We start from the raw sequence: 25,868 nt of genomic DNA on the forward strand, positions 1-25,868 counted from the left end.
CATGCGCATCACCACGTGGAACATCAACTCCGTACGCACCCGCGAGGAGCGGGTGCGCGAGTTCCTGCAGCGCAGCGACGTCGACGTACTGTGCCTGCAGGAAACCAAGTGCACCGACAAGCAGTTCCCCGATTTCTCGGACACTGGCTACCAGCAAGCCCACTTCGGCCTGCACAGCTTCAACGGCGTGGCCATCCTGTCGCGAGTGGGGCTGGAGGACGTGCAGACCGACTTCGGCCAGCCCGGCTTCGACAAGGATCTGGACGCAGACCAAGCCCTGGAGGCACGCGCGATTGGCGCGACCTGCGGCGGCGTGGAGATCTGGAGCCTGTACGTTCCTAACGGCCGCGAGATCGCGGATCCGCATTACTCCTACAAGCTGCGGTGGCTCGACGCCCTCGCGGCGTATGCGGCGGGCTCGGGCGTGGGGGCGTCCGAAAGAAAGAGCAGCCAGAAGCTGTGCCTGGTCGGCGACTACAACATCGCCCCGCGCGACAAGGACGTATGGGACCGCAGCTTCTTCGACGGTCGGACGCATGTGACCCCCAACGAGCGCGCCCGGCTGCGCGCCCTGGAGGATGCGGGGATGACGGCCGCGACGGACCTGATCGCCGACGAATACACCTACTGGGACTACCAGGCCATGCGCTTCCAAAAGGGCGAGGGAATGCGCATTGACCTGCAGTATTGCCGCGGGATTACCCCGACTTCCGCGCGCGTGGACCGCGATGAGCGCAAAGGCAAGGGTGCCTCCGACCACGCTCCGGTGATCGTGGACTACAGCGTCGACGGCAACGCTGACGGCAAAGCCAACGGCGGAGTCTAGGCCATGCCGTTTCCCGATCTGTTTGGAATCTTCAGCGAGTTCACCGACGACCTGCAGTGGTGGCAGGTCACGCTGGTCGTTCTGGACTACACGCTCAAGGTCTTTGCCCTGGGCTGGGTTCCTAAGGAACGACGCCCCACGTCCGCCATGGCCTGGCTGCTCGCCATCTTCCTCATTCCCTTCCTGGGCATATTCCTATTCCTGCTGATGGGCTCGCCAGCGATCAACCGGCGCCGCCACCGCATCCAGAACCAGGCCAACGAGCTGATCCGCACCATGAGCTCCGACGAGCCCGACGTGCCAGAGGGCAGCGAACTGAGCGATGAACTGCGCTCCCTGGTGCGCCTCAACCGCGAGCTCACTGCGCTGCCAGCGGTGGATGGGACAATGCAGGCGCTGCACTCGGACTACAAGGAATCCATCGCCGCCATGACCCGCGCGATCGACTCGGCCGAAGACTACGTAAACGTCGAAATCTACATCATGGCCTGGGACGATACGACCGAGCCCTTCTTCGAGGCGCTGGGACGCGCCGCACAGCGCGGCGTGACGGTGCGCGTGCTGTGGGATCACATCGGCGCGCACAAGTACAAGGGCAACAAGAAGCTGGGCAAGAGGTTGAAGGCCATGGGCGTGGACTGGCAGGTCATGCTGCCGCTGCAACCTTTCAAGTGGCGCTTCCGCCGCCCCGACCTGCGCAACCACCGCAAGCTAGTGGTCGTGGACGGGCGGGTGGCTTTCATCGGCTCGCAAAACATGATCGAGGCCCCGTACCAGAAGCCGAAGAACCACAAGATCGGCCGCGAATGGGTGGACGTGATGGCGGAGCTCACCGGGCCGATCGTCAGCACCATCAACTCGGTGTTCGCCGTGGACTGGTACACCGAAACCAACGAGGAACTGGACCTGATCAACCCCACGGATGCCAAGGAGTGGCTGCATACGCACGACCAGGACACGGGCGCGGACATCATGCAGATCGTGCCCTCCGGGCCGGGATTCACCACAGAGCCGAACCTGCGGCTGTTCACCTCTATCGCACACCACGCCAAGCACACGCTCAAGCTGATCAGCCCGTACTTCATCCCCGACGAGTCCCTCATGGAGGCCGTGACGACCGCCTGCTACCGCGGCGTGCGGGTGGAGCTCTACGTCTCCGAGAAGTCGGATCAGCCGATGGTGGGGCACGCGCAGGCCTCCTACTACTCGGAGCTACTGAAGGCCGGGGTGCACATGTACCTGTACCCCTACCCAAAGGTGCTGCACTCCAAGTTCGCCATCGCCGATGGCGAGGTGGCAGTGATGGGTAGCTCTAACATGGACATGCGCAGCTTCGGCCTGAACTACGAGATTTCACTGATGGTCGGCAAGGGCGAGCTTTTGAACGCACTACGTGCGCTGACGGACGACTACAAGGAGCGTTCGGCGCTGCTCACCGAAGAGCAGTGGAGCACCCGGCCGCTGTACAAGCAGTACGTGGATAACGTCGCGCGGCTCACCAGCGCGCTGCAGTAGCGTTCGGCGTTCCCTTTATTGGCAAATCAGGCAATAGTGGGATCAGCGTCATATAGGGTGTTTCACAAGTTATTAATGAACGAACGCTAAAACGCCAAAAGAAAGTTTCGCCGATGACCCCGTCACCCCAGAAGCCGCCACAAACGCCTTCCCAGCCACAGGTACGCGGGCGCAAGGCACCCGAGATACTGCCGGAGATCGACGTCGCCGAGATCGCCACCGCAGTGTATGACTTTCTTTCTGCCACGCGCCGGTTGATGGAGCGCCCGAACCAGTCACTGGAGATCTCCCAGTCGGAGATCGAGGTGCTGCAGTTCATTTCCCAGCATCCGGGCTGCGGCGTTTCCGACGTTGCCCGACTGCGCTTCCTCCGCGCCTCGAACGTATCGGCCACTGTCCGGCGCCTCATCAACTCCGGTCTGGTACGCCGCCAGGCCAACCCGGAGGACAAGCGCGCCCAGGATCTTTACCTCACCGACGAGGGCGTGGACATGATGAACTCCATCACCGACGAGTGGGCGCTGATCATCACTAAGGCCACCGACCGCATGGACGCGCGCGACATCGCAAAGCTGCGCCGTGGCGTGCCCGCGCTGCGCAATCTTTCCCTGGCCGCGGAATCTCTCGTCGACGATCTACAGCGCAAGCCAGACTAATCAGCGCAAGCCGGCTTAGCCCGACATGTGAAAGCCCCACCTGGCGCGTGATAGCCGGTGGGGCGAAGGGGCGTCCTAAATAGAACGCCTTTAAGCGTCGCGCTTCTTTAGCGTGATCAGTCCAGCCACGAAGAGCACCACACACCACGCGGCGAAGTATAGGATCGAGCCGGTCTGACCCCACGGCGCATCCTCCAGGTCGTGCATGCCGGTGAACGCGTCGGCGTTCGTGAAAGGCATGTACGGCGGCAGCCAGTCGCGGACCTTCGGCACCAGTTGCACCAGCGTGCCCTCGATAACCAGGTTCCACAGCAGCAGGGCGGCAATGCCACCTGCGGTGTTGCGCACCAGGTAGCCCACGCCGATGGCGGCGGCGATGGTCAGCAGCAGGAAGACCTCGGTGCGCCAGATCTGCTCCCATAGGCCGTCGGCGCCGAGGCCGGCCTTGCTCAGCAGCTCCTCGTCCTCCAGCTTCCAACCGAGCGACCAGCGCGCCAGGATCGTGCCGACGATGTTGGAAATAAACGCCAGGATCGAGGCAATCAGCCCATAGACCAGGAACTTCGCGATCGGCACCTGCCAGCGCGTCGGGGTGGCCAGCAGGGTGGTCTTGCTGGTGTTCGCACCGTATTCGGTGGTCACCATCATGACGGACTGGATCATCACGATCATCATGCCGAAGGTCAGGAAGCCGTTGAGGCCCATGCCAGCGTTAATGGAGCTGGCGACGGACATGTACAGCTCCGGGTCCTTCTGCGTCTCGGCGCTACTCAGCAGCGAGCCGGTCATGCCGCCGTTCAGCAGCGCGAAGCCTAGCGAGAAGAACAGGATCAGCCCGGAGGTCCACCACAGGGCCTTGGTGCTGCGGATCTTTATCAGTTCCGACTGGATCAGGTTCACCATTACTTGTCCCCTTCTTTCTGCAGGCGCACGGCGTTGCCGGTTGCCTCGTCGGCCTTGCTGCTCTCTTCGGCCTTGTTGGTTTCGTCGGCCTTGCTGCTTTCCTCGGCCTTTTCTTGGTGACGCCCCGCCGTGGATTCCGCCTCTGGAGCTTGAGCTGCCTCTGGGGCTTGAGCCGCCTCGACGTTCGCGTGGTACTCCACGTGCTCTTGCGTCATACGCAGGTATGCGTCCTCCAGACTCGGGCGCTTCTCAGATAGCTCACGCAGGCGCAGCCCATAGCTGTAGGCCAGGGCGCCCACCCAGTCGCTTTCCTGCTGCGGAATGGTGAGTGTCGTGCGACCGTCCAGGTCCTTGCCCTCTTCGAAGCGCACCTGCTCCTCCATCAGGGCTGCCTTCATCTCATCAACGTGGTCAGTTCGGACGACGGTGGCTACCTCGGAGGTCGACTTGATGAACTCGTGGGTGCTCTGGTTGGCCACCAGCCGACCCTTGCCGATGACAATCAGGTGGTCGGCGGTCTGCGCCATCTCGCTGAGCAGGTGCGAACTGATCAGCACAGTGCGACCCTCACGGGCCAGCGCCCGGACGAAGTCGCGAACCCAGCGGATGCCCTCCGGGTCCAGGCCGTTGACCGGCTCGTCGAGGATCAGGACCTCCGGGTCGCCCAGCAGGGCGCACGCCAGGCCGAGGCGCTGCCCCATGCCCAGAGAGAACTTTCCAGCCTTGCGACCGGCAACGTCGCTGAGGCCCACGATGCCCAAGACCTCATCCACGCGTTTCTTGGAGATGCCGTTCGCCGCGGCGACCCAGCGCAGGTGCGAAGCCGCGCTGCGGTTGGGGTGCACCCACTTCGCGTCCAGCAGGGTGCCCACCTTGGACAGCGGATGCTTGTATTCGGCGTATGCCTTGCCGTCGATTCGGGCAGTGCCCTTCGTCGGCTCATCCAAACCGACGATCATTCGCATCGTCGTAGACTTGCCGGCACCGTTGGGTCCTAAGAACCCGGTAACTATTCCGGGGGTGACCTCAAAGTTCAAATCATCGACTACCGTAGTGCCTTTATAGGCTTTGGTAAGGGAACTGACCGTAATCATGCGTTCCAGTGTGCCACACTAAGTCGACTTTGTAGACGCGAAATTACTTAGGGTGTATATACTTTGTGCTTATGCCCCCAGTGACTGCGTTCGAGGCAGACCGGTGGATGGACAGCGACGAGCACCCCACCGGTCGTGGGCGGTCGTTTAGGGGACTGATGAATCCGGCGCTAGAAGCGCCGCGCAGGTTCCTGAGATTTGCCAGGACATCCCCTGGTCTTCTCAGCATCATCTCCACCATTCTGGTCTTGGCTATCCTCGCCGCCGGCGGAGCGATGGTCTATAGCTCAGAAAATCGCCAGTCGCAGCTAAATACCCTCGTCACCCGTACCGAACCCCTGTCGGACGCAGCACAGGAGCTTTTTAACTCACTGTCCGTGGCGGATTCCGTGGCCACCACCAGCTTCCTGCGCAAGTCCACCAGCGATACGGCCACGAAGGATTACGACGCGGCCATGACCAGCGCCTCGTCAGCTATCATCCGCGCCACCAGTGGCATCGATGACATTGAGTCGCGCGAGATGGCACTGGTGCTGCAGATTCAGAACTCTCTGCCGGATTACCTCCAGCTGATGTCCAAAGCGCAGACGCACGACCGCCTGCGCAACCCCGTCGGCGCTTCCTATCTGACCCAGGCTTCCACCCTGATGCAGAACACGATGCTGCCCGCTGCCCGGGAGCTGTATTCCAGGACCTCGGAGGAAGTCTCCGCCCAGCAGGCGAAGCTATCTGCTCCCCTCTGGTTCCCCCTCTCCGGAATTGTGGCGGCGATCATCATGCTGGTCATCGCGCAATTCTGGCTCGCAGCATTGACCAACAGGCGGCTCAACATCGGATATGTAGCGGCCACCGGACTTATGTTGTTTGCACTCGTGTGGGCGTCCACAAGCGCAGCCCTGACGTGGCACGCGGGTAACCAAAACGTGCAAGGCACCGTGCGACCGCTGGAGCAGCTCACCGCAGTGCGCATCTCGGTGCAACAATCGCGCACACAGGAAGCGTTGGGGCTAATTCAGCGCGACTACGGCAAGGATCGCCAGCAGAAGTTCTCTGATTCCATGGCCGACATCGATTCGAAGCTGGAGGCACTACGCAAGCAAGTGAGCCACCCAGAGCGCATCGATACGGCGCGCGAAGCCCTGCGCTCGTGGGACGAATCGCACGCGCGCATGGTTTCTGAACTGCAGAACGGCCGCTACACCGAAGCGCTGGCGGCCGCGCTGGATACGAAGGTGAAGAAAGACCCGAATGGCAAGGGCATCCAGGACGGCCGCGGGCCGGGTGACCCCGGCGAGGACACGTCGGACTACAGGATCGTGGACGATGAAATGCAGGAACTCATCAGCAGCATCCGCGCCGAGCTGCGCGATATTCTGGTCGAAAGCCGCAGCGCCGCTGGCCGCGTGACGAACTTGGTTCTGGCGCTGACGGTCCTGTCGGCCCTGTGTGTCATCGGCGGCACGCGACCCCGACTGCAGGAGTTCCTCTAATGGCACAGCAGCACTCACGCACTTTACGTTCACGCAATCCACACAGTCCGCGGATTCAGCGCTGGTGGCCCGCAGCGTTTAAGCCGATCGCGGCAACCCTTTCTGCCGCCGCGCTTGCCGCAACCACGGCCTGCGCCATGGATAGCCCCACCCTGCCCGAATGGCCGAACGCTAAGCACAACGCCAGCGAAGACCTGCCCTACGGAGCGTCCTACGCCGATTCTGCCGATGTACCGGGCGATGCGGACGCCGCAGCGGATATGAACCCAGCCATCGACAACACAGGCAGTGAAGAACCCTATGGCTCTATCAAGCCGGATACCCGCAAGCCGAAGGAACGCGTGCCGGAGATTTTCCGCCGGGGTCGTCTGATCGTGGGCGTAGCCCAATCGCTGAACCGGCTGGGATTCCGCGACCCCGTCACGGGTGACGTCGCGGGCTTCGAGGTGGACTTGGCGCGGGAGATCGCCAGGGATATCTTCGGCGACCCCAACAGGATCGAGTTCCGCTACGTGGAGAGCCGCGAGCGCGCGGAAGCGCTACGGAGCGGGGACGTAGATATCGTCGTGCGGACGATGTCCCCCACCCGCTCGCGCCAGTCGAAGGTCGAGTTTTCCATTCCTTACCTGCAGGTTCATTCGCGCCTGCTGGTGCTGAGCGATTCCAAGATCGAAAGCTTCGACCAGCTGCACGACAAGACTGTGTGCGTGACGCGCGACTCGACCTCCGCCGTGCGGATCAAGCAATACGACGTGGGGAGGCTGCTGCTGGCCCAGGCATGGACTGATTGCCTCATGGCCATGCAGCGCTTCCAGACCGACGCTATCTATACGGATGACGCCATCCTCACCGGCCTGAAGGCCCAGGATCCCTACACCGCTCTGGTGGCCGAAACCTCGAATACGAACCACTACGCGGTGGCCATCGCACCCCCGGGATTCCCTCGAAAGACAACAGGCCTGGTGATGCAGGTGAACTCCACGCTCGAGAGGATTCGGCGCGACGGAACGTGGCAAGACCTGTATGACACGTGGCTGGCGGACTACCTGGGGCCGGCGTCACCACTACCGTTAAAGTACCGCGACGAAGAAGCATCGAAGGAACTCAACAAGTTAAGGCGAAAGGCGGTGGAGGAACAATGACGCAGCACGATGTCGAGCAGCCGCGCGGGGGCGTGAGCGATAGTGCAGAGGGCGAGGGCGTTAGCGAGCCCGAAGTGCACACCGAGGCGGTACCCTTCGACCCCTTCGCCGACGAGGACACCGACGAGAGCACCGAGGCTGTAATCTTCGCCCCCTTCGCCGACGACGATGCCGACGAAGACACCGATGAGACCGTACGCAACACCGCCCCCGTGGGCGCGGGATCCCCGGCCAGCGCCGTGGACTCGGGCGAACGCTCCCGGATTGAGGCGCTATCGACATTCCGCAAGAGGCGTGGCACGCACCGCTCCGGCGCGTCCGTGGCCGACGGCATGGTGCAGCTGCCTTTCATCGCCCCGACGGACCCCGAAGACGCGGTGATCGACCCCACCGCGGCAATTGAAAAGGGCACTGCCCCGCCGACGTTGAAGGCGGGCGACATCATCGCAGGCCAATACGAGATTCTGGGCCCCATCGCACACGGCGGCCTGGGGTGGGTGTACATCGCGGTCGACCACAACGTCGCCGACCGCTACGTGGTGCTCAAAGGCATGATGGCCACGAAGAACGAACAGGAACGCGCCGTCGCCGAATCAGAGCGGGCATTCCTGGCGGACATTACGCACCCCGGCATCGTGAAGATCTTCAACTTCATCGACGATCCGCGCTCGCCCGGTGGGTTCATCGTGATGGAGTACGTCGGCGGCCCGTCGCTGCGCGCCCAGCGGCGCAAGCTGGCTTCCGGGCTGCTGGAGCCGGACGTGGCGATCGGCTACATCCTAGAGATCCTGCCTGCACTGGACTACCTGCACTCCCGTGGAGTGGTGTACAACGACCTAAAGCCAGACAACATCCTGATCACCGAAGACCAGGTGAAGTTGATCGACCTGGGCGCGGTGACGGGCATCGGCGCGTTCGGGCACATCTTCGGCACGAAGGGCTTCCAGGCCCCCGAGATCGCGAAGACCGGGCCGACCGTCGCCAGCGATATCTACACCGTCGGTCGCACACTGGCCGCGCTGATTGTGAATTTGCCGGTGGTCGACGGCGTGTATTCGTCGCAGCTGCCTTCCCCGGACGAAGTGCCGCTGTTCCGCGAATACCTTTCCCTGTACCGGCTGCTGTTGCGCGCGACAGATGAGAACCCGGACGCGCGCTTTGGCTCCGCCACTGCGATGGCAAACCAGCTGATCGGTGTGCTGCGGGAGATCCTGGCCATCCGCGACGGCCGCCACTACCCGCACCTGAACACTCGCTTCACCGCGCAGCGCAGTACCTTCGGCACGAAGCACATTGTGTTCCGCACGGACCAGCTGGTCGACGGTGTGGTGAGGTCCGCAGAGGTTTCCGTCCCCGAGGTCGTCAGCGCGTTGCCGACCCCGCTGGCCGATTCGAAGGATCCGGGCTATGGGCTGCTGTCCGCCACCAGCTTTACCGAGGCCGGCGACCTGCTGGATACCCTGCGCGCAGCCTATGCCCAGCCGGAGTTGAAGCATTCCGTGGAGATTCCTCTGACGATGGTGCGTGCGCTGCTGGACGTGGGGCGTACCCGCGAGGCGCAGGATCTGCTGGCCGAGCTGAAGCCGCGGCTGGAGAACGACTGGCGTTTCCAGTGGCACTCTGGGGTCGCTGCGCTGCTGACGGGGAAGTTTGCGGAGGCGCAGAAGTTCTTCAACCGGGTTCTGTACATTCTGCCCGGCGAGCCTGCGCCGAAGCTGGCCTTGGCTGCGACGGATGAGCTGTTGTTGCAGCAGCAGGGCGTGAACTCCACGAAGCTGCTGAGCGAACACATCGCCCGCGCGGCCTCTTCCCTGGCTTATGCGCAGCGGGTGCCGGTGAAGGATTACACGGGCATTCCTGGCTGGGATCACATCACGCAGGATCCCATCTGCCTGCGATTCCACGCCATGCGCTTGTACGGGTTAGTGTGGGCCACGAACCCTTCCACCGTTTCGAGCGCGTTTGGCCTGGCCAGGCAGCTGCACGCGGAGGGCATGGTCGATTCGGCCGTCGCGGCGTTGGATCGGCTGCCGCAGTCGTCGCGGCATAATCGTTTGGCGCGGTTGACTTCTATTCTGTTGCTTATTTCTGACGCCAACCGCCTCACCGAATCCCGCATCCGCCGTGCGGCTAGGCGTTTGGAAACGCTGCCGACTAACGAGCCGCGACTGTCGCAGGTTCGGATAGCCGTGCTGAGTGCGGGGCTGACGTGGCTGCGGGGTGTGGGCGACGTGCCGGATGATGGCGCTGGTGTGGTCGGCGGCGTGGTCGGCGGCGGCGTGGTCGGCGGCGGCGTGGTCGGCGGCGGCCCGGCTGGCGACTTCAACGCATCTTCCGGCACTTACGGATCCAAAGCTCCGGACAGCCTTCCCAGCCCCAGTACATCTTCCAGCGGGTCCTCCGGCGCGTCCTCCAGCGCGTCGTCCAGCGCGTCCTCCGGCGCGTCCTCCAGGACTGGCGCCTCTAAAGCCCCAGACGGCTCAAGCGGCTCCAGCGGCTCCGGTAAAGCGAGACGTCGAGCCGCGTCAGCGCCACTATTTGACGTGCAATTCACCGAGCGCGGACTACGCTCCGGCCTTGAAGCGAGCCTGCGCCAGCTGGCTCGCCAGGCTCCTTTCGCCCGCCACAGGTATCACTTGGTGGACATGGCCAACCGGATCCGCCCTCGAACCTGGTTCTGAGCAGGCTTTTCCCCTGCTCCGCCCCCTCCGCCCTCTCTCGTCCTGCCCGGCTTTCCCCTGCAGTCCCACCTGCCCAGCTTTCCCCTGCAGTCTCACCTGCCCAGCTTTCCCCTGCAGTCTCACCTGCTCAGCTTTCCCGGATCAAATGTCGCTAGAACGGGAATCTGCGAAGGCCGAAAAAACTTTGTGCCCAGCTCCAAGCTCTCTACCTGCACTTTTACATTAGTGAAAACTCATTGCATTAACATATTCTCGTTCTAACGACATTTCGGTGCCACAAGCCCCCACTCGGAACCCCAACAGCGCACACATCTTCACCCTAACGACATCACTGCCCCGACGGGGGCTAAATAACCGCCAACGCGCGAACCCTCTCCACATTTTGAGGCAATTCACCCTCCCCAAGAGTTCTACATGTCGGAAAAGTTGCAAAACGTAGAGCCAGCAAAACTTGTGCCACCGACAACAACGCTCCTACCTGCAGTTTTACATAAGTAGAAATAGTACCCAATAACGTTTTGCAACTTTTCCGACATTTTGACCCAGCCAAAAGAGCTAAACCGGCGCTTCCGGCCGAGCCAAACCCCGGCAAGCCCAGCATTACAGCACCACAGCGGCGCCGCCGCAGCCGGCGCACTGCCCAGCACTACTGCTGCGCAGCCAGCTCCGTCGCCTGGCGGGCAATCGCCAGCTCCTCATTGGTGGGCACCACGAACACCTTCACCTTGGAAGCATCCGTCGAGATCTCGCGCGCACCCACGATCCCCTCGGAGTTCTCATTCCGGGCCTCGTCAATCTCAATGCCGAAGTTTTGCAGGTCAGCCATCGCATCGCGCCTCACCTGCACCGCATTTTCACCAACACCCGCGGTAAACACAATCGCATCCACGCCGCCCAAGATCAGCATGTAAGAGCCAATGAAGCGGCGCAGCGTGTGGATGTACACGTCGTATGCCAGCTGGGCGTCCTCATCGCCTTCCTCGATCAGGGTCTTCAGCTCGCGGAAGTCATTCACCCCGGCCAGCCCCTTCAGGCCGGACTCGCGGTTCAGCAGTTTGTCGATCTTATCCACCGTCATGCCACCGGAGCGCGCCAGGTGGAAAATAATGCCAGGGTCAATGTCGCCGGAACGGGTGCCCATGACCAGGCCAGCGAGTGGCGTCAATCCCATCGTCGTATCAACAGCCTTCCCGCCACGAATCGCGGCGGCCGAAGCACCGTTACCCAAGTGCAGAGTGATCTGGTTGACTTCCTCGGCGGGCTTGCCCAGCAGGTCCGGCACCTTGGAGGATACGTACTCGTGGCTGGTGCCGTGGAAGCCGTAGCGGCGGATGTTGTATTCCTCGGCGACGTCCTTCTTGATGGCGTAGTTCGCAGCGTGCTCCGGCAGCGTGGAGAAGAACGCGGTATCGAACACGGCCACGTGCGGGACGTGTTCCAGCAGTGCACGGGCATTTTCGATGCCGTCGATGTTCGCGGGGTTGTGCAGCGGCGCGAGCGGGATCAGGTCCTTCAGCTGCTCAATCACGTCGTCGTCGATCAGTACGGGCTCTGTGAACGTTGCCCCGCCGTGGACCACGCGGTGCCCTGCTGCTACCAGGTCTAGGTCTTGGGGTCCGACGCCCAGTAGCGTCATCATGCCGAAGGCACGTTCTAGGCCAACAGAGTGGCTGAGGATAGGGCGATTGTCCTCCATCTTCGACGTTTCCGTCTGAATCTGGATGTGCCCCTTCTTCTCGCCGATTTTCTCGACAATGCCGGAGACGAAGGGGTCGGCCGTCGCGTCGGCATTCGGGTCGAGAACCTGGAACTTGATGGAGCTGGAACCAGAGTTAAGGACGAGTACGTACTGGGTCATTTGTCTTCTCTCTTCTTTGTCGGGGCTGCCGCTTTGTCGGGGCTGCCGCTGGGCCGGAGCCGCCGCATAGTGCGCTTTATGAGCCTCTACTTAGCCTGGATCGCCGTGATCGCCACGGTGTTCACAATGTCCGGAACGGTCGCCCCGCGGGACAGGTCGTTCACTGGCTTGTTCAGCCCCTGCAGAATCGGCCCCACTGCCAGGGCGTCGGCGGTGCGCTGCACCGCCTTGTAGGTGATGTTTCCGCAGTTCAGGTCCGGGAACACGAACACGGTCGCCTGCCCGGCCACGTCGGAGCCCGGCAGCTTCTTCTGGCCAACGGATTCCACAACTGCGGCGTCGAACTGCAGCGGGCCGTCCAGCAGCAGATCCGGGTTATCCTCTTGGGCCTTCTTCACTGCGGCAGCCACGGCCTCGACGTCGGCACCGGCGCCTGACGTGCCGGTGGAGTAGCTCAGCATCGCCACCTTCGGCTCAATGCCGAACTGGGAGGCGGTCTGCGCGGACACTGCGGCGATCTCCGCCAGCTGCTCGGGCGTGGGGTTCGGGTTCACGGCGCAGTCGCCGAATGCCCACAGCACGCCGTCCATCACCATCAGGAAGATGGAGCTGACCACCGAGGATCCCGGCGCGGTCTTAATGATCTGGAACGACGGCTTGATGGTGTGCGCGGTGGTGTGCGCCGCACCGGAAACCATGCCGTCGGCGATGCCCTTGTGCACCATCATGGTGGCGTAGTAGCTGATGTCCCGCATGGTTTCGCGGGCCTGGTCCAGTGTGACCCCCTTGTGCTTGCGCAGCTCTGCGAACTCGGCGGCGAACTCCTCCAGCTGATCGCCCGCGGTCGGGTCGGTCAGCGTTGCGCCGGATAGGTCCAGCCCCAGCTCCTTGGCGCGGCTGGCGATCTGGTCCGGGTTGCCCAGGATGGTCAGCTTGCACACTTTGGCGCGCAGCAGCTGGTCGGCGGCGGTGAGGATGCGGTCGTCCTCACCTTCCGGCAGCACGATGTGTGCGTTCTTTTCGCGGGCCTTGATCATCAGGTTGCGCTCGAACAGCTCCGGCCCGATCACCGGTTCCTTGGCGCCGGCCTTCGCAATGTCCTCCAGGGCGACGTGGCGGATCGCCTTCCCCTCGGCCTCGACGGCGGTGGACGATGCCGAGCCGGCCGCGGCGGTGGCGTCAATAAAAGAGATACCGGCAGGTGTGCGGTCGGAGCGGACGAGCTGCCCGGAAGCCAACTGCAGCGCCGTGGCATCGGCTGGGCCGCCCGCGACGAGGTAGTGGGAGGCTCCGGCAGCGGCGGCGAGGCGCGAATCGAAGTTGATTTCCCCGGTGCCCAGCAGCACTGCGCCTGCCGTATGTCCAGCCGCATTGCCAGCCGCGCTGTCGGTAGCTGCTTCCGCGCCGTAGGCCGCGTCGAGGGCGGCGGCAAAGTCCGGGGCCGACGGGCGGATCGTGTCGAAGATGTCGACGGAACCTGCTTCGCCCAGTGCTTCCAGGATGTCGGAGCGCCGGGCGGCGGCGCTAGCTATCGGCGAGATAACGGCATTCGTACCAGTGGATCCAGTCCCAGTAGACACAGCTCACGTACCTTCCTCAATGGAGTTCTTTTCTCACCTCCATTGTGCCTTGGCCGCCCCGCACTGGCGAGGCGCGCGCGGAAGGTTCGCCCTCGTTTTACCCCCTGGCGCGCTCTTTTTCTCTTTCTTGTTCGCACTGTTTTTCGTATTGACGCCCACTTGCCGACCGCTCGGCGGCCACAGCATCGCTGTCAGAGGTGGATTGCTGCGAGTTTTCCGGTACATCGTCGCCGGTCAGTGAGCGTTCCAGCAGGGAGCGCTTGCGGACGACAACGAGTGCGACGATGACGGCCAGGCCGATGAGGATGACGGCGACTACGCCGAGGAAACCGAAGTAGTTCACCAGTCGGCTGGAGTTCAGCAGCATCAGCAGGGCACCGACCACTCCGCCCAGTACTTCTGGCTTCATAATGGTCACGATCCACGCGGCAATGGGGGCAGCGATGGCGCCACCGACCAGCAGGCCGACCACGGGCTGCCAGTTCTGCGAGAGCTCGGAACCCATGCCGACTACGAAGCCGGCGGAGGCGGAGACGGAAACCAGGAACTCGGCGGTGTTGACCGTGCCGATGATGCGGCGGGGCTCGGCCTTGCCCACACTCATCAGAGTGGAGGTCGTGACCGGCCCCCAGCCGCCACCACCAGAAGCATCCAGGAAGCCACCGGCCAGGCCCAGGCCTGCCAGGCCGAAACGGGAGCGGCGGGTGGTGGAGACCGGCTGGGTTTTTTCATCCTTCTTCCACGGCACGGCCACACTGCGCACCAGCACGTAGGCGCCGAGAAGCACCAGCAGGGTGGAGACGACGGGTTCGGCAGCCTTGGTGGATAGGTTGCTGAGCACATAGGCGCCCATAAAGGCACCGATGGCTCCCGGCACGCCGAGGGCGAGGACAGTCGGCCAGTGGACGTTCTTCAGCCGCCAGTGCGACAGGCCAGAGAACAGCGTGGTGCCGACCTCTGCGAGGTGGACGGCGGCGGAGGCGTGCGCGGGACCGAGGCCGGAGAAAATCAGCAGCGTTGTCGCCGTGATGCCGAATGCCATGCCTAACGCGCCATCGACCAACTGGGCTACCACGCCAACGATGGCGAAAATCAAGATCTTCATGGGTTAGTCCTAGAGAGTTGTGTTGTGAGGGGAGCTGTTGTGGAGAGAGCTGTTGTGGGAAATCGGTTAGGGAGCTTGGCTGGGGAAGTTAGGGCAGCGCGCAACAGGCGCGGCTGATAACGACCGGAGCAACCGCAGCACCGAGGTGGCGGGTACATGTCCGGCCACTTGGCATTCGGTCTTTGGCTCTGTCCCACAGCAGCCCGGGGCTGACGAACAGCGGCACGGTGACGGTGCGTTCGTCCGCGAAGTCCAGCAGGGCGTTCGTATCCCTGCCTGGGTGCTCGCCCGTGGCGACGAAGGAGCGAGTGGTGCGCATGTTCAGTCGGGCGCCGACGCGCTCGGCGAACTCGGCCACCGCCTCGTTGGCGCCGGGCTGGCTGGAGCCCACGGAATACAGCGCCAGCTTGTCGATGCTGGCGCCAGCGCTCGCGGCGTTCGCGGCATGCACAGCGCTCTCGGCATTTGCAGACCCAGCGGTAATCTCAGCGAGGTACCGGGCCGTGAAGTCGGCGACCAGTTCCTCCATGTCAGCGCCGGTCCCCAAGCCATCGGCTAGATGCAGGGTCAGGCTGGCGGAAGAGGTGGCGTCGATAGACTCGGCAGCCTCAGCAATGGCAGCGGGGACGTCGTGACGGGTGTGAAAAGCCCTAGTGAACAGCAACGGAACCACGACCGCCTCCGTGTACCCCGCCGCGACTACGCGGTGCGCGACGGTGGCCAGGGTGGCAGGGTGGAAATCCAGGAAAGCGGCAAAGGCCGGCACCCCAGTGCTCTCGGCTATACGCTCGGCGATCTCAACGACCGCCTGGTCCGCCTGTGGGTGGCGGGATCCGTGCGCCAAGCAGATGATGGGTACCGGCCGGGTCATGTTAGTTCACCAAGCCTGCGGTCAGAGTGTCGCCGCTACCTGGGTTGACCAGCAGGAACGAGCCAACTCGGCCGCTGCGTCGGTAGGCCTCGACCGGCAGGGGCTCGGCCACCGTCACGCGCACCTCCGCGATGTCGTTGAGGGCCAGCTCGTCGGCACTGCCGTGGGCGATCTCCTCCTCACTGCGGTTGCGACCGGAGATGTCCACGCGCCGGATGACCTCGTCCACGCGGCCCCGCACCAGGGCGGTGCCGTAGCGCACCAGCACATTGCTGCGCAGACGCACCGGGGTCTCGGACAGATGGAACACCGTGGCAGTGAAGGTCTGCTGTGGTTCCGGCAGGTCGTCGGCCGCGATGATGTCCCCGCGGGACAGGTCGATGTCGCGGTCCAGTCGGAGGGAGACGGACTCGCCGCGGGTGGCGGTCTGCTGCTCCCCTGCCGGACCGTCAATGCCTTCGATGATTGCCTCGCGGCCGTCGGCCAGCACCTTATCGCCGACGGACACCTTGCCCGCGGTGATGCGGCCGGCGTAGCCACGGTAGTCGGTGGCGTGGTCGCGGATGACGATCTGGATCGGGAAGCGCAGGCCGCGCTCCACGTCGGCGGTGTTCTTCGCCGGCTCGGCAGTCTCCAGGATCTCCAGCACGGACGGACCCGTGTACCACGGGGTGTTCTGGCTGCGCTCGACGACGTTATCGCCCAGCAGAGCGGAGGTCGGAACCACGTCGACGTGTGCCAGTCCCAACTCGGTGACCAGTGCGTCCACATCGGCCTTGACGTCGTTAAACACCTGTTCGCTGAAATCGACCGCGTCGATCTTGTTGACGGCCACGATGACGTGGGAGATCTTCATCATCGCCGCCACAGTCAGGTGGCGACGGGTCTGCTCGATCACGCCGTTGCGGGCGTCAACAAGAACAATGACCAGCTCGGAGGTGGACAGGCCCGTGACGGTGTTGCGTGTGTACTGCACGTGCCCCGGGGTGTCGGCCAGGATGAAGCTGCGCTTGTCGGTGGCGAAGTAACGGTAGGCCACGTCGATGGTGATGCCCTGCTCGCGCTCGGCGCGCAGGCCATCGACCAGCAGGGACAGGTCGGGGTTCTCCAGACCCTTGGCGTTGGAGACGCGCTCTACAGATTCATACTGGTCGGCCAGGATGGACTTCGTGTCGTGCAGCAAGCGGCCCACGAAGGTGGACTTGCCGTCATCGACGGAGCCGGCGGTGCACAGGCGGAGGGTCGGCAGGTTGGTGGACATCAGAAGTAACCTTCCTTCTTGCGATCCTCCATGGAGGACTCACTGAGCTTGTCGTCGGCACGGGTGGCGCCGCGCTCGGTGGTGGTGGACTGGCGGATTTCGTCGATTACGTCCTCGATGGTCGTAGCGGTGGAAAGGACGGCGCCGGTGCAGCTCATGTCACCGACAGTGCGGTAGCGCACGGTCTTTTCGACCAGCTCCTCGCCTTCCTTCGGGCCGCCCCACTCGCCCGGGGTCAGCCACATGCCGTTGCGGTTGAATACCTCACGCTGGTGGGAGTAGTAGATCGCCGGGACCTCAACGTTGCGGTCGCGGATGTAGTCCCACACGTCAGCCTCAGTCCAGTTAGAGATCGGGAACACGCGAATGTTCTCCCCCACCTGGTGGCGGCCGTTGTACAGGCCCCACAGCTCGGGGCGCTGGCGGCGCGGGTTCCAACCGCCGAAGCTGTCGCGCACGGAGAATACGCGCTCCTTCGCACGCGCCTTCTCCTCGTCGCGGCGGGCACCGCCCAGCACCGCGTCGTATCCGCGGTTCTGGATGGTCTCCACCAGCGGCACGGTCTGCAGCGGGTTTCGAGTGCCGTCCGGGCGCTCCTGGACAGCACCACTGTCGATCCAGTCCTGCACGGCGGCGACGTGGAGCGTCACCTTCGGGTCCGCGGCGATCTTGTCGCGGAACTCGATGACCTCCGGGAAGTTGTGGCCGGTGTCTACGTGCACCAGCTCAAAGGGAACCGGTGCCGGGTGGAAGGCGCGCTTGGCCAGTTCCAGGACCACAACGGAATCCTTGCCGCCGGAAAACAGCAGCGCTGGACGCTCGAACTGGCCTGCTACCTCGCGCAGGATCTCGATTGCTTCCGCCTCGAGGCTCGCCAGGTGCGGCGAGAGGGCGGTGGTGTTGTCATTGCTCATGTGTGAAGTCCGCATTCTGTCTTGGTGGAACCGGCCCAGCGGCCGGATCGGGGGTCCTGTCCTTCGGCAACCGGCAGGGTGCATGTTTCGCAGCCGATCGACGGGTAGCCCTGCTTCGTCAGGGGGTTGATGATCAGATCGTGGTCGGCGATGTAGGCCTCCACGTCCTCGTCACTCCAGGCGACGATGGGGTTGATCTTCAGCCGACCGGTGCGGTCGACATCCAGCACCGGAGTGTTGGCGCGCAGGGCGTTATCCACGCGGCGCACGCCAGTGATCCAGGCGTTGAAGGGGTTCAGCATCCGCGCCAGCGGCTCGACCTTGCGCATGCGGCAGCAGGCGGTGTTGTCGCGGGCGTACAGGCGCGGGCCGTAGGTCTTGTCCTGCTCTTCGCGGCTGAGAACAGGGGTGATGTTCTCCAGCGGCAGGTTGTAGCGCTGCTGGACCTTGTCGCGGGTCTCGAGCGTCTCGGCGAAGTGGTAGCCGGTATCCAGGAACACCAGTTCGGCGCGGTCGTCGGCCAGGCGCCCCTCGGCCAGCTCGGCCAGGACTGTGTCCTGCATCGACATGGTCACGGCGATCTTCCCGGGCACGTGTTCGGCCACCCAGTCCATGATTTCTTCGGCGCTGGCGCCCTCTAGCTTGTCGTTCCATTCGGCGACGAGCTGCTCGTTAGCCGCTCGTTCCTCGTCGCTTAGCGGCGTGGTCTTGGTCGGCGCGCCCTTCGGACTCTCGGCGGGGTCTCGGTACTTGTCCGAATTCCCGCCGAGCAGGCCGGTCGCATCTACCAGGCTCATGAGCTCCTCTTCTCGGGGTTGTTGGGTTTGTGAAGTGTGTCTTGCAAGAACTCGGGGAAGCTTTTCCCTAGACAGACCGATCAGTCTGTTTTAGCTTTCACCACAATAGACCAATCTGTCCATCTTCTCAACCAAGTTCAAGACTCTTTGTGACGCCCCACCGCCGCGACCTGCACAAAGGGCACGAAAGGCCTTTCAGGGGTGGAGGCAAAAGGCGTCAATAAAAAGTCAGTTACAACAGCTGTCCGTGGAACTTGACGGAGAAAACGCGCATACACTCGCGGCACTGCCAGGCGTTGTCGGTCTCCGCGTCGGGGAACAGGTTCTGGGACATGCAGTAGGGGCAGTTATTCACGGTGGCGCGGCGGGCATTCGGGTGGCCCGCACGGCCGCCAAGCTGCTCGTTCACGCTGGGCAAGGAATCCATATCGGGAACACTCATCGGCTACACCAGCAGCTCATCATCGGCGCGGATAACCCAGTCGCGGAACTCCTCACCGTCAGTGCGGTGGGACTTGAAGTTCTCCACGACGCGAACCACATAGTCGCCCAGATCCTTGGAGTAAACCTGGTTGCCGCGAACCTTCTTGCCGAAGTGCGACTCCATGCCGATGGTGCCGCCGAGATGAACCTGAAAGCCCTCCACGCGCTCGCCTTCGTCAGTGGTGAGGATCTTGCCGGACAGACCGATATCCGCCACCTGGGTACGGGCACAGGAGTTCGGGCAACCGTTGAGGCTGATCTTCAGCGGCACATCGAGGTCGCCCAGGCGATCCTCTAGCTCGTCAACCAGGGCGATGGCACGCTGCTTGGTGACGACGTGGGCCAGCTTGCAGTACTCCAGGCCGGTACAGGAGATGATGTCGCGGCGGAAGGCCGAGGGGTTGGCGGATAGACCTAGCTCCTCCAGGTCCGCGGCGAGGGCTTCCGCGGACTCGCGCTCCAGGTCCAGGAACAGCAGCTCCTTGTCCGCTGTAGTGCGGATGTTGGTAGTGCCATGCTTTTCCGCCAGGTCAGCCAGCTGCTGCAGCTGCTTGCCATCGGTGTGCCCCACCGTGGGCTTAACACCCAGGTAGAACTTTCCATCCTTCTGTTCGTGCAGGCCGACGTGGTCGCGGTAGCCGGGGTATTCCTCTGGCTCCGGACCGTCCAGCAGCGGACGCTTGAGGTACTCGGTCTCTAGAACCTCGCGGAACTTTTCGACGCCCCAGTCGGCCACCAGGAACTTCAGGCGGGCGCGGTTGCGCATGCGGCGATAGCCATAGTCGCGGAAGATGCGGACCACGCCAGCCCAGACCTCGGGCACCTCATCGATCGGCACCCACACGCCCAGGCGCTGAGCGAGCATCGGGTTAGTAGACAGGCCGCCACCGACCCAGACGTCGAAGCCAGGGCCGTGTTCGGGGTGTTCGGAGCCAATGAAGGCGAGGTCCTGGATCTCGTGGGTGACATCCTGGCGGGAGTGGCCAGAGATCGCGGACTTGAACTTGCGGGGAAGGTTGCCGAACTCAGGGTCAGGCAGCAGTTCCTTCTTAATCTTCTCGATCGCGGGGCGACCGTCGATGATTTCATCCTTGGCGATGCCCGCCACCGGGGAACCGAGGATCACGCGTGGCACGTCGCCGCAGCCAAAGAAGGAATCCAGGCCGACCTTTGCTAGCTCGTCCCAAATGGTGGGGACGTCTTCGATGCGGATCCAGTGCAGCTGCACGTTCTGACGGTCGGTGAAGTCGGCGGTGTTGCGGGCATACTTTTCGGAGACCTCGCCGATGGCGCGCAGGCCAGCGGAGCTAACCACGCCGCCATCAAGGCGGATGCGCATCATGAAGTAGTTATCCTGCAGTTCCGCATTGGTTAGCGTGGAGGTCTTTTCGCCGTCGAGGCCCTGCTTGCGCTGGGTGTACATGCCGACCCACTTGAAGCGCGGGGCGAGGTCCTCGGCGGGAATCGAGTCGAAGCCCTCCTTGGAGTAGATATCGCGAATGCGCTGCATCACGCTAATGCCAGGGGCTTCCTGCTTGACCCGCTCATCGTCGTTGAGCGGCTCGCGGCCGTCAACAGCCCACTGCCCCTGGGGCTTGCGCTGCTTCTTGCGACGCGGGCGCGATGGCTTGCTTTCAGCGTTTGGTCCGGTGGTCGATCCGGTCGTCATCTGTCCCAACCTCTGTCTAGACTGATCTGTCTGTCTACATTGTCCGGTTCAGCCTAGATGGGATCACTCACAAATTCAAGCGAATTCTTGATTTTTATAGACAGAGTTGTCTATAGTTCGGGGAGTTGCCCGCGGTGACCCCATGTAGTGACTCAGCGTGGATTTTCGCTACATTAGACTGTGTTAATTCATAAACAGTTCGAACGCTTCATGTGGTTAATGCATGTGGTTAAGGCAGCGCGACAACCATCGCGCTGCACGAGCTCACTGCACGAGTTCAACACCGCGGTTTACCCCAAGACCGAAGTACGACCCGAATAAGAAGGATTTACACCTGACATGCCCGAGAATCGCCCACTTCGCATTGCAGTCATCGGCTCCGGCCCGGCAGGCATCTACGCCTCCGACGCGCTAACGAAGTCTGAGGCCGACGTCAGCGTCGATATTTACGAGCGCATGCCGGCTCCCTTCGGCTTGATCCGCTACGGCGTCGCCCCCGACCACCCGCGCATTAAGGGCATCATCAAGTCTCTCCACAAGGTGATGGACAAGCCCGAGATCCGCCTGTTCGGCAACATCAACGTCGGCGAGGACATCACCATCGACGAGCTGAAGCAGTTCTACGACGCAGTCATCTACGCCACCGGCGCCACCGACGACCGCCCGCTGAACATCCCCGGCGGCGAGCACACCATTGGCGCTGGCGAGTTCGTCGGCTTCTACGACGCCAACCCCTTCTTCGAGGACAAGTGGGACCTGTCCGCAGACTCCGTCGCCGTCGTCGGCGTGGGTAACGTCGGCCTGGACGTCGCCCGCGTGCTGGCCAAGACCGGCGAGGAGCTGAAGGTCACCGAGATCCCGGACAACGTCTACGACTCCCTGAAGGACAACCAGGCCAAGGAGATCCACGTCTTCGGCCGACGCGGCCCAGCACAGGCGAAGTTCACCCCGCTGGAACTGAAGGAGCTCAACGATTCCGACACCATCGAGATCGTTATCGACCCGGAGGACATCCAGTACGACGAAGGCTCCGAGCAGGCCCGCCGGGCGTCCAAAATTCAGGACATGGTCTGCACCCGCCTGGAACAGTACGCCATCGCCGACCCGAAGGGCGCTCCCCACAAGCTGTACATCCACTTCTTTGAGTCCCCGGTTGAGGTTAAAACTGACGCCGAAGGCCGCGTCACCGCATTCGTCACCGAACGAACCGAGCTGAACGGCGACGGGTCTGTCTCTGGCACCGGCAAGCTCACCGAGTGGCCGGTCGGCGCGGTGTACCGCGCCGTGGGTTACAAATCCGACGAGCAGCCGGGCCTGCCGTGGGATGAGCGTCAGAACGTTCTGCCGAACGTGGGTGGCCGTGTGCTGACCGAGGGACCGACCGCCGACGGCATCGCGGGCGTTCCCGGCTCCGCCGACCCGGAGGCCGAGAAGCGCGAGCGCCTGCCCGGCGTGTACACCACCGGTTGGGTCCGCCGCGGTCCGGTCGGCCTGATTGGCAACACCAAGGGCGATGCCAACGAAGCTGTCGCCAACCTGCTGGAGGACGCTTCCAACGGCATCGGCTTCAACCCAGAGAAGCCGGAGCTGGAGGCAGTCGAGGCATTCCTGGAGGACAAGGGCATTGCCCACACCACCTGGGAAGGCTGGTACAGCCTGGACAAGCACGAGCGCGAGCTCGGCGAGGCTGAGGGCCGCGAGCGCAAGAAGGTGCGCGAGTGGGACGAGATGCTGCGCCACTCTCAGGGCAAGAACGCCTAAGACATGACCAGCACTCCCTCCTCCGCCGCTGGAAGCTCGGCCGAGTTCCCAGCCGTCCACTTCACCGGTCGCGCGCTTCTGGCGATGCCCGCCCAGCAGCTTCACCCTCTGTACAAGCTGCGTGTAGACGTGTTCGTCCACGAGCAGCAGACCCCCTTCGCGGAGATCGACGACATCGACCCGCACCCCAACACCCACCACGTGCTGGCATACATCCACCCCGGCAGCGGCCCGGAGTACCCCTTCGGCCAGCCGGATCCGGGATCTCCCCTGCGCCTGGTGGGCACGGCGCGCGTATACGGCAAGCCGGATGACCAGCACATTGGCCGCATGTGCGTAGCCAAGGATGTGCGCGGTCGCGGCATCGCCTCCCAAATCATGGAGCAAGCCTTGGAGGTCTGCAAGGGACGCGCCGCCGCGCTCGACCCGACTACCCAGGTCGCCCGCATTTCCTTGAATGCCCAAGAGCAGGTGCAGGACTTCTACGCGAAGTTCGGCTTTAAGCCCGTCGGTGAACCCTTCGACGAGGAGGGCATCCCCCACGTCACCATGGAGCTGGAGCTCTAGCGCGGCATCCCCGCTGCGACCTCGGCGCATTCGTCGCGCCCGCAGGTCGCGCTCGCCGGGTCCGCGGCACACCCGTCGCACAGCAGAATCTGCTCGCGGCACTGCTCGTTCACACAGTTGTGGAAGTCGTTGGTCGCGTGCCCACACGCCCGGCAGCGGCCCAGCGTAGCGGCGTCATCACTAAATTCCATGTGCATGCGCCCGTCGAAAACATACAAGGAACCCTCCCAAAGTCCCTTGTCACCGTACTTTTCTCCGTAGCGGACGATGCCACCGTCGATCTGGTAGACCTCCTCGAACCCGCGGTTCTTCATCAGCGAGCTCAGGATCTCGCAGCGGATGCCGCCCGTGCAGTACGTGACGACTGGCTTGTCCTTGAGGTCGTCGTACTTGCCGGATTCGATCTCGCTGATGAAGTCGTGGGTGGTGCGCACGTCGGGCACCACGGCGTTCTTGAACTTGCCGATCTCCGCCTCCATGGCGTTGCGCCCGTCGAAGAACACAACCTCGTCGCCGCGTTCTTCTACCAGCTTGTTCACTTCTTCCGGCTTCAGGTGCACACCACCGCCGACCACGCCGTTTTCGTCGACCTTCAGCTCATCCGGGGCTCCGAAGGCCACGATCTCGTCGCGCGCCTTCACGGACAGGCGCGGAAAGTCGTCGGCGGACCCGGCGGACCACTTGAACTCCATCTTTTTGAATCCTGGGAATTCACGGGTGCGGCGCACGTACTGCTTGCAGCTGGCCAGCGAGCCGCCGACGGTGCCGTTGATGCCGTGCTTGCTGATGAGGATGCGCCCCTTCAACTCCAGCTGTTCGCATAGCGCACGCTGCCACAGCATCACCGCGGTCGGGTCTTCGATCGGGGTGAAGCAGTAGTACAGCAGGATTCGGGTTTCGTTGAGGTCAGTTGCGCTATGTCCCATACCTGGGATCTTAGGTCTACTGCCCGTCTTCTGCGAAAACCGCGGGGCGCACCTTGATGTATCCGGCGGCCTCTTCGGCGCGCTGCCGTGCCTGGTTGATGTCCTCGGCGGTGGCAACGGTCACGCCCATGCGCCGTCGCGTGAGCGCTCGGGGCTTGCCGAACAGGTAGACGTTTGTTTCTTCTACTGCCATTGCCTTATTGACGCCCACGTATTCGATATCGCCGTCTGCCCTATCCTCGCAGCGGATGACGGCGGAGGCTCCCGGGGAGATCAGGGTGGTGTCGATCGGCAGCCCCAGGATGGCGCGCGCGTGGAGGTCGAACTCCGAGAACCGCTGGGTGCCGAGCGTGACCATGCCCGTGTCGTGTGGGCGGGGGCTGACCTCGGAGAAGTAAACGTCGTCGCCCTTGACGAACAGTTCCACGCCGAACACGCCGCGGCCTCCCAGGGCAGTGGCGATGCGGGCGGCGATGCTGCGTGCGGTATCCAGGGCATCCTCTGACATGTGCGCGGGTTGCCAGGATTCCACGTAGTCGCCGCGGTCCTGGCGGTGGCCGATGGGCTCGCAGAACCAGGTGGCTTCCCGACCGGTGGCGGGGTCGATGGAACGCACGGCGAGGATGGTGACCTCGTAGTCGAAGGGGATGTACTGTTCCACCATCACGCGCTGGACGTTGAAGCGCGAGTTCTTCATCGCTTCGTTCCAGGCAGCTTCCAGTTCGTCGGCTCCTCCGACGTAGCTTTGGCCAGCCCCGGAGCTGCCCATCACCGGCTTGACCACGCATGGGTAGCCGATCTCTTCGGCAGCGCGGGTCATTTCTTCGGGGGTGGAGGCGAATCGGAAGGCGCTGTTCGGCAGGCCCAGCTTGTCGTGGGCGAAGGTGCGAATGCCTTCGCGGTTCATGGTCAGCCGGTTGGCCAGGGCGGTCGGCACGACGGACGCTACTCCTGCGGCCTCGATTTCCTGCAGCACGTCGGCGGGCAGGGATTCAACGTCGGGGACGATGAAGTGCGGGCGAACCTCCTGCACGAGGCGTCGGATGGATTCCCCATCGTAGATGTCCAGAACGTGCGCCTTGTTGGCTACGTGGTGGGCGGGGGCGCCAACGTAGCGGTCGGCGGCGTGGACCTCCACGCCCAGGCGCTGCAGGGCGATCGCTAGCTCCCGTCCTAGCTCGCTGGCGCCGAGGAGTAGAACCTTCAGTGCGGTGGGGGTCAATGGGGTGCCAATGGCCTCGGGAGTGTACATAGTCACTCACCTTACTTATTTCGGTATCCCTTTCGCATCCAACGCGGTGCACTGGCTTGTCGCTTTCGCCTCTCAGTGGAAAGATCGCAGTCATGAGCACCTCTCAGCCCAACACTCCCCTGTCCTGTTCCCGTCGCTCCTTCCTGCGCGGAGTGGCAGTCGCCACCGCCACCACCGCCTCCGGAGCGCTGCTGGCCGCCTGCGCCGGCGAAGAGGTCGTAGCGAAGGCAGATGCCGCTGACCTGGAGGTCGGCGGGGCAACGATCCTGGACGGCTGGGTGCTTTCCCGTCCGGGTGAAAACGAGTACAAGGCGTTTTCCACCAGCTGCCCGCACGCGGGCGGCACGATCAATTCCATCGAGAAGGCCGGGGACGTCACCGTGGCGGTCTGCCCGAAGCACGGGTCCAAGTTCGACGTGGCTACTGGCGACGTGGTGGAAGGTCCCTCCCGCGATCCGATGAGCCCGGCCAAGAAGGTGGAGCGCAACGGCGACTCCATCGAAATCACCAACTAAGG

General features: G+C 63.4%; 22 protein-coding genes. 9 read left to right on the plus strand and 13 right to left on the minus strand.

Features of this window, described 5'->3' with window-relative positions; genetic code table 11:
• Position 1: 1 nt before the first annotated feature.
• From CRD15_RS02635 to CRD15_RS02645, 3 genes are all read left to right on the plus strand, one after another.
• Complete coding sequence (locus CRD15_RS02635; protein ID WP_187401830.1) at positions 2-826, plus strand: exodeoxyribonuclease III; 825 nt, start codon at positions 2-4, stop codon at positions 824-826.
• A gap of 3 nt (positions 827-829) precedes the next feature.
• Positions 830-2,341, plus strand: a complete 1,512-nt coding sequence (cls, locus tag CRD15_RS02640; RefSeq protein WP_187401831.1) for a cardiolipin synthase — start codon at positions 830-832, stop codon at positions 2,339-2,341.
• Between the two features lie 113 nt (positions 2,342-2,454).
• Complete coding sequence (locus CRD15_RS02645) at positions 2,455-2,997, plus strand: MarR family winged helix-turn-helix transcriptional regulator (RefSeq protein WP_034969194.1); 543 nt, start codon at positions 2,455-2,457, stop codon at positions 2,995-2,997.
• 90 nt (positions 2,998-3,087) lie between these two features.
• Here the strand turns inward: CRD15_RS02645 and CRD15_RS02650 are convergent, their stop codons facing one another.
• Positions 3,088-3,900 carry an ABC transporter permease subunit gene (locus tag CRD15_RS02650; protein ID WP_187401832.1) on the minus strand — a complete coding sequence of 271 codons (813 nt, stop codon included), beginning with the start codon at positions 3,898-3,900 and terminating at the stop codon, positions 3,088-3,090.
• A complete protein-coding gene (locus CRD15_RS02655) occupies positions 3,900-4,994 on the minus strand; it encodes an ABC transporter ATP-binding protein (protein WP_034981752.1) in 1,095 nt (364 codons plus the stop codon). The genes CRD15_RS02650 and CRD15_RS02655 overlap by 1 nt, the downstream gene beginning before the upstream one ends.
• A gap of 71 nt (positions 4,995-5,065) precedes the next feature.
• Between CRD15_RS02655 and CRD15_RS02660 the strand changes: the two genes are divergently transcribed.
• Genes CRD15_RS02660 through CRD15_RS02670 form a run of 3 tightly spaced genes read left to right on the plus strand, consistent with a single transcriptional unit; the run spans position 5,066 to position 10,307 of the window.
• Entirely contained in the window at positions 5,066-6,484 is a 1,419-nt protein-coding gene (locus CRD15_RS02660) for a hypothetical protein (protein ID WP_034969204.1), read from the plus strand.
• Positions 6,484-7,626: a transporter substrate-binding domain-containing protein gene (locus tag CRD15_RS02665; protein WP_187401833.1), complete on the plus strand. Its 1,143-nt coding sequence runs from the start codon at positions 6,484-6,486 to the stop codon at positions 7,624-7,626. Before CRD15_RS02660 ends, CRD15_RS02665 begins: the two co-directional genes overlap by 1 nt.
• The gene (locus tag CRD15_RS02670; RefSeq protein WP_187401834.1) at positions 7,623-10,307 is read left to right on the plus strand and encodes a serine/threonine protein kinase; all 2,685 of its coding nucleotides are present in this window, start codon (positions 7,623-7,625) and stop codon (positions 10,305-10,307) included. Before CRD15_RS02665 ends, CRD15_RS02670 begins: the two co-directional genes overlap by 4 nt.
• A 646-nt stretch (positions 10,308-10,953) precedes the next feature.
• On the opposite strand, the gene CRD15_RS02675 is transcribed toward CRD15_RS02670, so the two are convergent.
• From CRD15_RS02675 to CRD15_RS02715, 9 genes are all read right to left on the minus strand, one after another.
• A complete protein-coding gene (locus CRD15_RS02675; RefSeq protein WP_187401835.1) occupies positions 10,954-12,165 on the minus strand; it encodes an acetate kinase in 1,212 nt (403 codons plus the stop codon).
• Positions 12,166-12,251: 86 nt separating this feature from the next.
• Positions 12,252-13,745 (minus strand): phosphate acetyltransferase, encoded by a 1,494-nt coding sequence (gene pta / locus CRD15_RS02680; protein ID WP_370546767.1) that lies wholly within the window; start codon positions 13,743-13,745, stop codon positions 12,252-12,254.
• A gap of 97 nt (positions 13,746-13,842) precedes the next feature.
• On the minus strand, positions 13,843-14,850 hold the full coding sequence (locus CRD15_RS02685) for a sulfite exporter TauE/SafE family protein (RefSeq protein ID WP_034969216.1): 1,008 nt from the start codon (positions 14,848-14,850) through the stop codon (positions 13,843-13,845).
• 88 nt (positions 14,851-14,938) lie between these two features.
• A complete protein-coding gene (locus CRD15_RS02690) occupies positions 14,939-15,721 on the minus strand; it encodes a sirohydrochlorin chelatase (protein ID WP_187401836.1) in 783 nt (260 codons plus the stop codon).
• 1 nt (position 15,722) lies between these two features.
• Positions 15,723-16,982 carry a sulfate adenylyltransferase subunit 1 gene (locus CRD15_RS02695; RefSeq protein WP_034974858.1) on the minus strand — a complete coding sequence of 420 codons (1,260 nt, stop codon included), beginning with the start codon at positions 16,980-16,982 and terminating at the stop codon, positions 15,723-15,725.
• Positions 16,982-17,896: a sulfate adenylyltransferase subunit CysD gene (cysD, locus tag CRD15_RS02700; RefSeq protein WP_187401837.1), complete on the minus strand. Its 915-nt coding sequence runs from the start codon at positions 17,894-17,896 to the stop codon at positions 16,982-16,984. The genes CRD15_RS02695 and cysD overlap by 1 nt, the downstream gene beginning before the upstream one ends.
• Positions 17,893-18,693 (minus strand): phosphoadenylyl-sulfate reductase, encoded by an 801-nt coding sequence (locus CRD15_RS02705; protein WP_034974854.1) that lies wholly within the window; start codon positions 18,691-18,693, stop codon positions 17,893-17,895. Before CRD15_RS02705 ends, cysD begins: the two co-directional genes overlap by 4 nt.
• Positions 18,694-18,925: 232 nt before the next feature.
• Entirely contained in the window at positions 18,926-19,135 is a 210-nt protein-coding gene (locus tag CRD15_RS02710; protein ID WP_034971702.1) for a hypothetical protein, read from the minus strand.
• A gap of 3 nt (positions 19,136-19,138) precedes the next feature.
• The gene (locus CRD15_RS02715; protein ID WP_187401838.1) at positions 19,139-20,845 is read right to left on the minus strand and encodes a nitrite/sulfite reductase; all 1,707 of its coding nucleotides are present in this window, start codon (positions 20,843-20,845) and stop codon (positions 19,139-19,141) included.
• 339 nt (positions 20,846-21,184) lie between these two features.
• Between CRD15_RS02715 and CRD15_RS02720 the strand changes: the two genes are divergently transcribed.
• Positions 21,185-22,606 carry an FAD-dependent oxidoreductase gene (locus CRD15_RS02720; protein WP_070550611.1) on the plus strand — a complete coding sequence of 474 codons (1,422 nt, stop codon included), beginning with the start codon at positions 21,185-21,187 and terminating at the stop codon, positions 22,604-22,606.
• A 3-nt stretch (positions 22,607-22,609) separates the two neighbouring features.
• Positions 22,610-23,173, plus strand: coding sequence for a GNAT family N-acetyltransferase (locus tag CRD15_RS02725; RefSeq protein WP_187401839.1), 564 nt, complete (start codon positions 22,610-22,612; stop codon positions 23,171-23,173).
• Here CRD15_RS02725 and CRD15_RS02730 read toward each other — a convergent pair.
• Both CRD15_RS02730 and purT read right to left on the minus strand, forming a co-directional pair.
• Positions 23,170-24,099 carry a rhodanese-related sulfurtransferase gene (locus CRD15_RS02730; RefSeq protein WP_035007550.1) on the minus strand — a complete coding sequence of 310 codons (930 nt, stop codon included), beginning with the start codon at positions 24,097-24,099 and terminating at the stop codon, positions 23,170-23,172. The genes CRD15_RS02725 and CRD15_RS02730 overlap by 4 nt on opposite strands.
• 16 nt (positions 24,100-24,115) lie before the next feature.
• Positions 24,116-25,351, minus strand: coding sequence for a formate-dependent phosphoribosylglycinamide formyltransferase (gene purT / locus CRD15_RS02735; protein ID WP_043014720.1), 1,236 nt, complete (start codon positions 25,349-25,351; stop codon positions 24,116-24,118).
• A 92-nt stretch (positions 25,352-25,443) separates the two neighbouring features.
• On the opposite strand from purT, the gene CRD15_RS02740 reads away from it, so the two are divergent.
• Positions 25,444-25,866: a Rieske (2Fe-2S) protein gene (locus CRD15_RS02740; protein ID WP_034981718.1), complete on the plus strand. Its 423-nt coding sequence runs from the start codon at positions 25,444-25,446 to the stop codon at positions 25,864-25,866.
• Positions 25,867-25,868 lie beyond the last annotated feature (2 nt).

It is taken from the genome of Corynebacterium sp. LK28 (genome assembly GCF_014335105.1).
GTDB lineage: Bacteria > Actinomycetota > Actinomycetes > Mycobacteriales > Mycobacteriaceae > Corynebacterium > Corynebacterium macclintockiae.

Excerpts from the sequence above, each read along its gene's own strand:
- CRD15_RS02715 (WP_187401838.1), bottom strand. The coding sequence starts at position 20,845 with ATGACGACCGGATCGACCACCGGACCAAACGCTGAAAGCAAGCCATCG.
- CRD15_RS02695 (WP_034974858.1), bottom strand. The coding sequence starts at position 16,982 with ATGTCCACCAACCTGCCGACCCTCCGCCTGTGCACCGCCGGCTCCGTC.
- cls (WP_187401831.1), top strand. The coding sequence starts at position 830 with ATGCCGTTTCCCGATCTGTTTGGAATCTTCAGCGAGTTCACCGACGAC.
- CRD15_RS02650 (WP_187401832.1), bottom strand. The coding sequence starts at position 3,900 with ATGGTGAACCTGATCCAGTCGGAACTGATAAAGATCCGCAGCACCAAG.
- CRD15_RS02720 (WP_070550611.1), top strand. The coding sequence starts at position 21,185 with ATGCCCGAGAATCGCCCACTTCGCATTGCAGTCATCGGCTCCGGCCCG.
- CRD15_RS02685 (WP_034969216.1), bottom strand. The coding sequence starts at position 14,850 with ATGAAGATCTTGATTTTCGCCATCGTTGGCGTGGTAGCCCAGTTGGTC.
- CRD15_RS02665 (WP_187401833.1), top strand. The coding sequence starts at position 6,484 with ATGGCACAGCAGCACTCACGCACTTTACGTTCACGCAATCCACACAGT.
- CRD15_RS02690 (WP_187401836.1), bottom strand. The coding sequence starts at position 15,721 with ATGACCCGGCCGGTACCCATCATCTGCTTGGCGCACGGATCCCGCCAC.
- cysD (WP_187401837.1), bottom strand. The coding sequence starts at position 17,896 with ATGAGCAATGACAACACCACCGCCCTCTCGCCGCACCTGGCGAGCCTC.
- CRD15_RS02730 (WP_035007550.1), bottom strand. The coding sequence starts at position 24,099 with ATGGGACATAGCGCAACTGACCTCAACGAAACCCGAATCCTGCTGTAC.
- CRD15_RS02635 (WP_187401830.1), top strand. The coding sequence starts at position 2 with ATGCGCATCACCACGTGGAACATCAACTCCGTACGCACCCGCGAGGAG.
- purT (WP_043014720.1), bottom strand. The coding sequence starts at position 25,351 with ATGTACACTCCCGAGGCCATTGGCACCCCATTGACCCCCACCGCACTG.
- CRD15_RS02655 (WP_034981752.1), bottom strand. The coding sequence starts at position 4,994 with ATGATTACGGTCAGTTCCCTTACCAAAGCCTATAAAGGCACTACGGTA.
- CRD15_RS02670 (WP_187401834.1), top strand. The coding sequence starts at position 7,623 with ATGACGCAGCACGATGTCGAGCAGCCGCGCGGGGGCGTGAGCGATAGT.
- CRD15_RS02725 (WP_187401839.1), top strand. The coding sequence starts at position 22,610 with ATGACCAGCACTCCCTCCTCCGCCGCTGGAAGCTCGGCCGAGTTCCCA.
- CRD15_RS02660 (WP_034969204.1), top strand. The coding sequence starts at position 5,066 with ATGCCCCCAGTGACTGCGTTCGAGGCAGACCGGTGGATGGACAGCGAC.
- CRD15_RS02705 (WP_034974854.1), bottom strand. The coding sequence starts at position 18,693 with ATGAGCCTGGTAGATGCGACCGGCCTGCTCGGCGGGAATTCGGACAAG.
- CRD15_RS02675 (WP_187401835.1), bottom strand. The coding sequence starts at position 12,165 with ATGACCCAGTACGTACTCGTCCTTAACTCTGGTTCCAGCTCCATCAAG.
- CRD15_RS02740 (WP_034981718.1), top strand. The coding sequence starts at position 25,444 with ATGAGCACCTCTCAGCCCAACACTCCCCTGTCCTGTTCCCGTCGCTCC.
- CRD15_RS02645 (WP_034969194.1), top strand. The coding sequence starts at position 2,455 with ATGACCCCGTCACCCCAGAAGCCGCCACAAACGCCTTCCCAGCCACAG.
- CRD15_RS02710 (WP_034971702.1), bottom strand. The coding sequence starts at position 19,135 with ATGAGTGTTCCCGATATGGATTCCTTGCCCAGCGTGAACGAGCAGCTT.